Origin of the sequence: Gluconacetobacter azotocaptans, assembly GCF_014174355.1 — a bacterium.
Lineage (GTDB): Bacteria > Pseudomonadota > Alphaproteobacteria > Acetobacterales > Acetobacteraceae > Gluconacetobacter > Gluconacetobacter azotocaptans.
Window position 1 is genome coordinate 95,464 of the sequence record NZ_JABEQF010000011.1, and the last position, 6,311, is coordinate 101,774.

Genomic DNA, 6,311 nt, shown 5'->3' on the forward strand with positions numbered 1-6,311 from the left:
CCGCGCCCCGCACGCCCCGTCAAACGAAAAAGGCCCCGCACATATGGCGGGGCCTTTCCGTATTGGCCCTTCCGCAGGGAAGGGCCGGTGCCGTTTCGTCAGAACGCCGCCTGGATACGCGCGGCGAACGAGTTGAGGTCGCGGCCATGCGTGGCCCACGAGGTGGGGCTGTGGCTGAGCAGGATGCGGTTGTAATCCACCATCACGCGGAAATGGCGGTTGAGATACCAGTTCAGGCCACCCGACCAGATCGTCTCGCGACCGCCCATGCCGGTCGTGCCCGCGCCCTTGTCGTTCAGGTCGGTCACGCTCCAGCGGCCCGAGAGTTCCAGCGCGCCCCAGTAGCCGGCCGCCGGATTGAACTCGTTGAGCACGCCCGGCGCGCTGAATGCGCCTTCCTTGATGTTGTAGCGGCGGCCCTGGCCGAACAGCGTGTAGTTGGCGGCCACATAGTAACCCTGGAAATTATAGCTCGGCAGATAGGTGCCGGGGGTGCTGTGCGAACGATCGACGCCGATATGATAGTATTCCGACTTGATCAGGAAATCCTTGTAGCGGACGCCAAGTTCCGGACCGGCGGCCCAGATGTCGGAGACGTTGTTGAGCGTGGCCGCGACGCCGTTGGCGCCGAAGTTCAGTTCCGGCGTCTCGCTCAGCGTCCCGTAATTATAGGCGCCGCTGTTGGTACCGGCGGTGCCGACCAGCGTGGGGTGGAAGGCGCTGATGGCCGACACGCCCATATGGACATCGATATTCTTGGTCACGATCGGGCGGCCCGCAAAGCGGAACGTGCCGCCGGTCTGGCTGTTGATCGTCGCACTGTTCGCCGCGCGCGCACCGTAGGACTGGCCGGTGAAATAGGCCCCGATCCACCAACGCTTGTCATAATGCATGCCGCCGATGCTGAAGCGGGCGTCGCCCGCCGCGATCTTGCGGACCACGTCGGTGATGCCCGGACGTTCCATCATCATGAAGTCGTTCGAGCTTTCGGAATCTTCTTCCGTGACGCGCGGCTGGAAGTAACCGACCGTCAGCACCGTGTTCTTGAAGCCGGCATAGTTCAGGTTGGCTTCATACAGGTACTGGGCCGTGGCGCTGCCGCCAGCGGCCATTTCGTTGGAGCCGCCGAAATCCGGCGTCACGTTGGCCACCCAGTCCTTGTAGCGCCACGAGAAGAACAGACGCATGCGGCGCGTGTTCTCGGTAAAGCCCGGGGGCCTGCCCGTCTCGTTGCCGCGCGGCGCGCCCTGGCCGAAGAAGCCGCCGAAATCCTCGTGGAAAGCCAGGCCGACCGAGAACGCATAGGCGCCGTCGTCGGTCGAGAAGGTCGGGCGGCCACCCGGGAAGCCGATGCGCACGCCACCGACATGCACGCTTTCTTCCTTGGTGTTCGCGGCCTGGAATTCCAGCCAGGACGACACAATACCACGATCGGGCGGGGGCGTGCCGACGCCCGACAGGCCCTTGCCCAGGCCGGAGCCGGGGGTCACCGCGTCGCCGATATGGATGTCACGCGCCATGCCGGGGGAAATCTGGGCCCGGCGGGCCGCCTCGGCGACACGCGCGCGGCGGGCCTCGCCGGCATGGGTTTCGGGTTCACCCAGACGGGCCTTCAGAATTTTGATCTGGCCCCGCATCTCCTGCATTTCACGGCGCAGCTCTTCAAGCTGCGGGTCCCGCGCACCGGCCGCGGAGGCATGGTGAATGGTGAACGTGGAACCCAGAAGCGCGGTCGTGCAAAACAGGACGGATAGTGTGGATCGAAGCTGCATCTCATCCATTCCAGGGAAGAAAGATGACGGCTACGTAACCTACCTGATGTGATCTGCGTGTTATGATTCCGCCACAGTTTTATGACTGTTTGATGACAGCGTGAAATCAATGACACGTCCGGCAATAAAAGGTCGGGCTTTGCCGGGGCCTGAGGGCCCCGGACCCGATCAGAGATAAACTGATTGGTTTTCAAAGGTCTGCGGCCTGTGGGGCTTCAGGGCAGCGCCCCATGGCGCTCATGTGAATCCATCTTGCGGGGCATCAGGCCGATTGGTGCGAAGACAAGGGCGTCGCCCTTGACCCACCAAAGGGCAACATCCGTTGGAAAGCCGGCGCTTTATGAAACGAATGGAATGCAAGGGCCGAGACCCTTGCCGGGGGCAAGGTCAGGGCAGCGCCCGACCGGGCTTCCCACAAAAAAAACGGGAGCCCGAAGGCCCCCGTTCCGTTCCGTGTCGTGTCGCGGCCGATTACCAGGCCGCGCGGATCGACGTCTTCACCGAGGCCGGCAGGACGACATAATCCAGGCCGCGGGCGATGCCGTCGCCATGATCGAAGGCCCAGCCGAAGAATTTACGAACGGCGGCGCCCTGGGCGGCGTCCTTCGGCTGCTTGGGCACCAGCACATAGGTGGCCGAAACGATCGGCCACGCGCCCTTGCCCGCCGTGTCCAGCAGGTCGACCGCGAAGTTGGAAGCGCCCTTCCAGTCGGCGGCGGCGGCGGCGCGCGAGAAGCTGTCGAGGTTGGCGGTCACGAAGTCGCCGGCCTTGTCCTTCAGCTGCACCGTCGTCATGTGGTTGCGGCTGGCGTAGGCGTATTCGACATAGCCGATCCCGCCTTCGGTGTTGCGCACCGACGCGGCGACGCCGTCGTTGCCGCGCGCGCCCACGCCGCCGGGCCACGAGATGGAGCTGCCGGCGCCCGCGCCGTCATGCCAGGCCTGCGACGCGCCGGCGAGGTAGGAGGTGAACACGAACGTCGTGCCCGACCCGTCGGCGCGATGCACGGTGGCGATCGGCAGGTCCGGCAGGGCGACGCCCGGGTTCAGGGCGGTGATCTTCGGATCGTTCCACGACGCGATGTCGCCGGCATAGATCCCGGCCAGGACCTCGCCCGTCAGGCGCAGCTTGCCCGGGGCGACGCCGGGGATGTTCACGACCGGCACGATGCCGCCCATGACCGTCGGGAACTGGAACAGCGCGCCCTTTTCCAGCTTGGCGGGGTCCATCGGGGCGTCGGATGCGCCGAAATCGACCGTGCCGGCCAGGATCTGGTTCTGTCCGGCGCTGGAGCCGACGCTCTGGTAATTCACGGCGATGCCGCTGGCGCTGCGGCCGGCGGCGCCCCACGCCTCGTAGATCGGGGCGGCGAAGCTGGAGCCGGCGCCCGTGATGCCGGCCGCATGCGCGGCGGAGAGGGCGGCGGGGCTGGCTGCCAGCAGGACGGCGGCAAACACTGTAACAGGACGACGCATCGGGTTTCCGATCCCTGGACGAATATGAAAATCCGGCCCGGGCGCGCACGCATGGCATCCCCCAGGCCCGGCCCCGTCCTAGCCCGGATCGGCCGGCTGAGGGCGTGATGTGTCCATGACAGTTTCATGACGGTTCAATGACAAACCGTCACCCAGCGGAAACCAGACGGTGAAGGACGTCCCGCGCCCCACCACACTGTCGATCGTCAGCCGCCCGAGATGACGGTCGATGATGTGCTTGACGATGGCCAGCCCCAGCCCGGTGCCGGTGCGGCGCGCGGCGGTGCCCTCGACGCGATAGAATCGTTCGGTCAGGCGCGGCAGGTGGCGGGCCTCGATCCCCGGCCCGTTATCGGTGACGGTGAAGGCGATCCCCGGCCGGGCGGCGCCGCCCTCGCCGGGGGCGGTGGCGCGCACGCGCAGGCCGATCCGCACCGCACGGTCATCGGCGCCGGAGCCGTACTTGATGGCGTTCTCTATCAGGTTGAGCAGCACCTGCACGACCTGGTCCGCGTCGCCCGGAAAGGCCGGCAGCCCGCCCGGCGCATCGACATGCAGCGTGGCCGGCCCACCCGCCAGCAGCGGCGCGGTCTCGTCGCGGACGCGCGCGATCGTCTCGGCCGGGTCCACCTGCCCGCGCGGCTTGCGATGCTCGCTCATCTGCACGCGCGACAGCATCAGCAGACGGTCCAGCAGGCGCTGCATCCGCGCCGCCTGCGCGGCCATGACGCCCAGGAAGCGCTGCTGGGCCTGCGGGTCGTCGGCGGCGGGGCCGCGCAGCGTCTCGATGAAGCCCATCAGCGCGGCCAGCGGGGTGCGCAGTTCGTGGCTGGCATAGGCGACGAAATCGGTACGCATGCGTTCCACCGCGTCCTGCTCGCTCCAGTCCAGCAGGGTCGCCAGCACCACCGATTCGCCATGCGCCAGGCGCACACGGCGGAACTGCCCGCGCACCGCGCGGCGCACCGGCACGTCCAGCAGCATGTCGACCTCGCCCCGATCGCCGTCGCGCAGGCGCAGCAGCACCGATTGCGCCGCCGGGTGACGGACGATCGCGCCCAGGCTGTCGCCGAACAGTTCCCATGCGCCCGGCCCGGCATGCAGGATGCGCCCGCCGGCATCCAGCACCAGGATGGCCGCCGGCACCAGGTCCAGCGTCTCGATCATCCGCGCCAGGGCGTCCGCCGACGGCGGGGCGGCGCGAACGGGGTCGATATCGGCCCTGGGCACGGCATCGGCGCGCCGGCCGATGCGCGCGCCCAGGACGCGCCAGGCCATCGTCGCCGCCGCCAGCAGCGCCGCCCCCGCCAGAATGTTCTCGGACCCGAATCCGGCCATGCTCATGCCCTGCCTGTCGTCCGATCCGCCTCGCCCCTTGGAAACCCGGTCGTTTTATCCATTGCCGGGGTCCAGGGGCTCGGGGGCCCTGGTGGGCTTCCGCCTCTCCTGCGGCGCTTCAGGATCTGGGGTCGTCCAGCGCGTAGCCCGCCGCCCGGACGGTGCGGACGATGTCGGCCTCGCCCGGTCCGTTCAGGGTCAGGCGCAGGCGGCGGATATGCACATCCACCGTCCGCAGTTCGACATGCACGCCGCGTTCCCACACCCGCTGCAACAGATCCTCGCGCGAGAAGACCTGCCGGGGGTGGCGCAGGAAGAATTCCAGGATCCGGTATTCCGTCGGCCCCAGCGTCAGCGTGCGTCCGTTGCGTTCCGCCCGGTGGGCCACGGTGTCCAGCGTCACGTCGGCGAAGCGCAGCGTGTGGCCCTCGGGCGGCGCGCGGCGCAGCAGGGCGCGGATGCGGGCCTGGAGCGCCTCGATGCTGCACGGCTTGACCACGTAATCGTCGGCGCCGATGTCCAGGCCGCGAATATTGTCGGCCTCGCCCGCGCGGGCGGTCAGCATGATGATCGGCAGCGTCCGCATCGCCTCCTGCTCGCGCAGGCGACGGCAGACATCCAGCCCCGACAGGCTGGGCAGCATCCAGTCCAGCAGCACCAGGTCGGGGCGGCGCATGGCGACATGCGCCAGGGCCGATGGCCCGTCCTCGGCCACGCCGACCTCGTATCCCAGCTTTTCCAGATTGTAGCGCAGCATCATCAGCAGCGCCTCGTCGTCCTCGACCACCAGGAGGTAGGGCTTGCGCGCCGTACCGTCCCGGGCCTCATGGGCGTCCGTCATCCCGTCTGATATCCCCTCGCCCCGCACCCCCGTCACACCACCGCCCCGCCGCGCGGCCGCACGACCGGCAGCAGGTCGCCGGTGGCGGCGTAATAGACCCGTTCGGCGATGTTGGTCGCGTGGTCGCCGATGCGCTCCAGGTTCTTGGCGATGAACAGCAGGTGCGTGCACGAGCGGATCGTACGCGGGTCCTCCATCATGTAGGTCACCAGTTCGCGGAACATCGCGGTATACAGCTCGTCCACCACCGTGTCCGACTGCCACACCTCGACCGCGCGCTCGCTGTCGTGCTGGCCCATCGCGTCGATGGCGCGGCGCAGGTTTTCCTGCACCAGGCGGCCCATGTTGCGCAGGCCGCCCAGCGAGATCCGGCCGTCCGCCGGGTCCAGCCGCAGCGACCGCCGCGCGATGCTGGCCGCGCAATCGCCGATGCGTTCCAGGTCGCCGGTGATCTTCAGCGCCGAGACGACTTCGCGCAGGTCGCCGGCCAGCGGCGCGCGCAGCGCCAGCAGGCGGATGGCCAGCGCTTCGACATCGCGCTCCAGCGCATCGACCTGCGGATCGCATTCCGAGGCCCCGGCCGCCGCGTCCTCGTCGCGATCAACGATCGCGGCCATCGCCAGCGCCATCTGGTTTTCCACGATGCCGCCCATCCGCGCCATCATCGCCCGGATCCGGTCCAGTTCCTGTTCGTAGCTGCTGACGGTGTGTGCGTGTTCGCGTGGCACGGGTCCCACTCCCTCTTTCAGCCGAAGCGGCCGGTGATGTAATCTTGGGTGCGGCGTTCGCGCGGGGCGGTGAACATCCGGTCCGCGCTGTCGACCTCGACCAGTTCGCCCAGGTAGAAGAACGCCACCCGGTCGGCGCAGCGCGCCGCCTGCTGC

The 6,311-nt window shown here is 68.2% G+C and carries 5 protein-coding genes and 1 pseudogene; all 6 read right to left on the minus strand.

Annotated elements, in window-relative coordinates:
* Window positions 1-98: 98 nt before the first annotated feature.
* Window positions 99-1,781, minus strand: coding sequence for an OprO/OprP family phosphate-selective porin (locus HLH34_RS13965; RefSeq protein WP_373318664.1), 1,683 nt, complete (start codon window positions 1,779-1,781; stop codon window positions 99-101).
* Window positions 1,782-2,243: 462 nt separating this feature from the next.
* Window positions 2,244-3,248 carry a phosphate ABC transporter substrate-binding protein PstS gene (pstS, locus tag HLH34_RS13970; protein ID WP_183120186.1) on the minus strand — a complete coding sequence of 335 codons (1,005 nt, stop codon included), beginning with the start codon at window positions 3,246-3,248 and terminating at the stop codon, window positions 2,244-2,246.
* 78 nt (window positions 3,249-3,326) lie between these two features.
* The gene (locus tag HLH34_RS13975) at window positions 3,327-4,592 is read right to left on the minus strand and encodes an ATP-binding protein (RefSeq protein ID WP_240161927.1); all 1,266 of its coding nucleotides are present in this window, start codon (window positions 4,590-4,592) and stop codon (window positions 3,327-3,329) included.
* 112 nt (window positions 4,593-4,704) lie between these two features.
* Window positions 4,705-5,427 carry a response regulator gene (locus tag HLH34_RS13980; protein ID WP_183120187.1) on the minus strand — a complete coding sequence of 241 codons (723 nt, stop codon included), beginning with the start codon at window positions 5,425-5,427 and terminating at the stop codon, window positions 4,705-4,707.
* A gap of 32 nt (window positions 5,428-5,459) precedes the next feature.
* Window positions 5,460-6,155 (minus strand): phosphate signaling complex protein PhoU, encoded by a 696-nt coding sequence (gene phoU, locus HLH34_RS13985; protein ID WP_183120188.1) that lies wholly within the window; start codon window positions 6,153-6,155, stop codon window positions 5,460-5,462.
* Window positions 6,156-6,172: 17 nt separating this feature from the next.
* Window positions 6,173-6,311, minus strand: a pseudogene (locus HLH34_RS19490) (phosphate ABC transporter ATP-binding protein); the annotation flags it as partial.

Coding starts and splice junctions, on each gene's coding strand:
- HLH34_RS13980 (WP_183120187.1), bottom strand. CDS start 5,427: ATGACGGACGCCCATGAGGCCCGGGACGGTACGGCGCGCAAGCCCTAC.
- HLH34_RS13965 (WP_373318664.1), bottom strand. CDS start 1,781: ATGGATGAGATGCAGCTTCGATCCACACTATCCGTCCTGTTTTGCACG.
- HLH34_RS13975 (WP_240161927.1), bottom strand. CDS start 4,592: ATGAGCATGGCCGGATTCGGGTCCGAGAACATTCTGGCGGGGGCGGCG.
- pstS (WP_183120186.1), bottom strand. CDS start 3,248: ATGCGTCGTCCTGTTACAGTGTTTGCCGCCGTCCTGCTGGCAGCCAGC.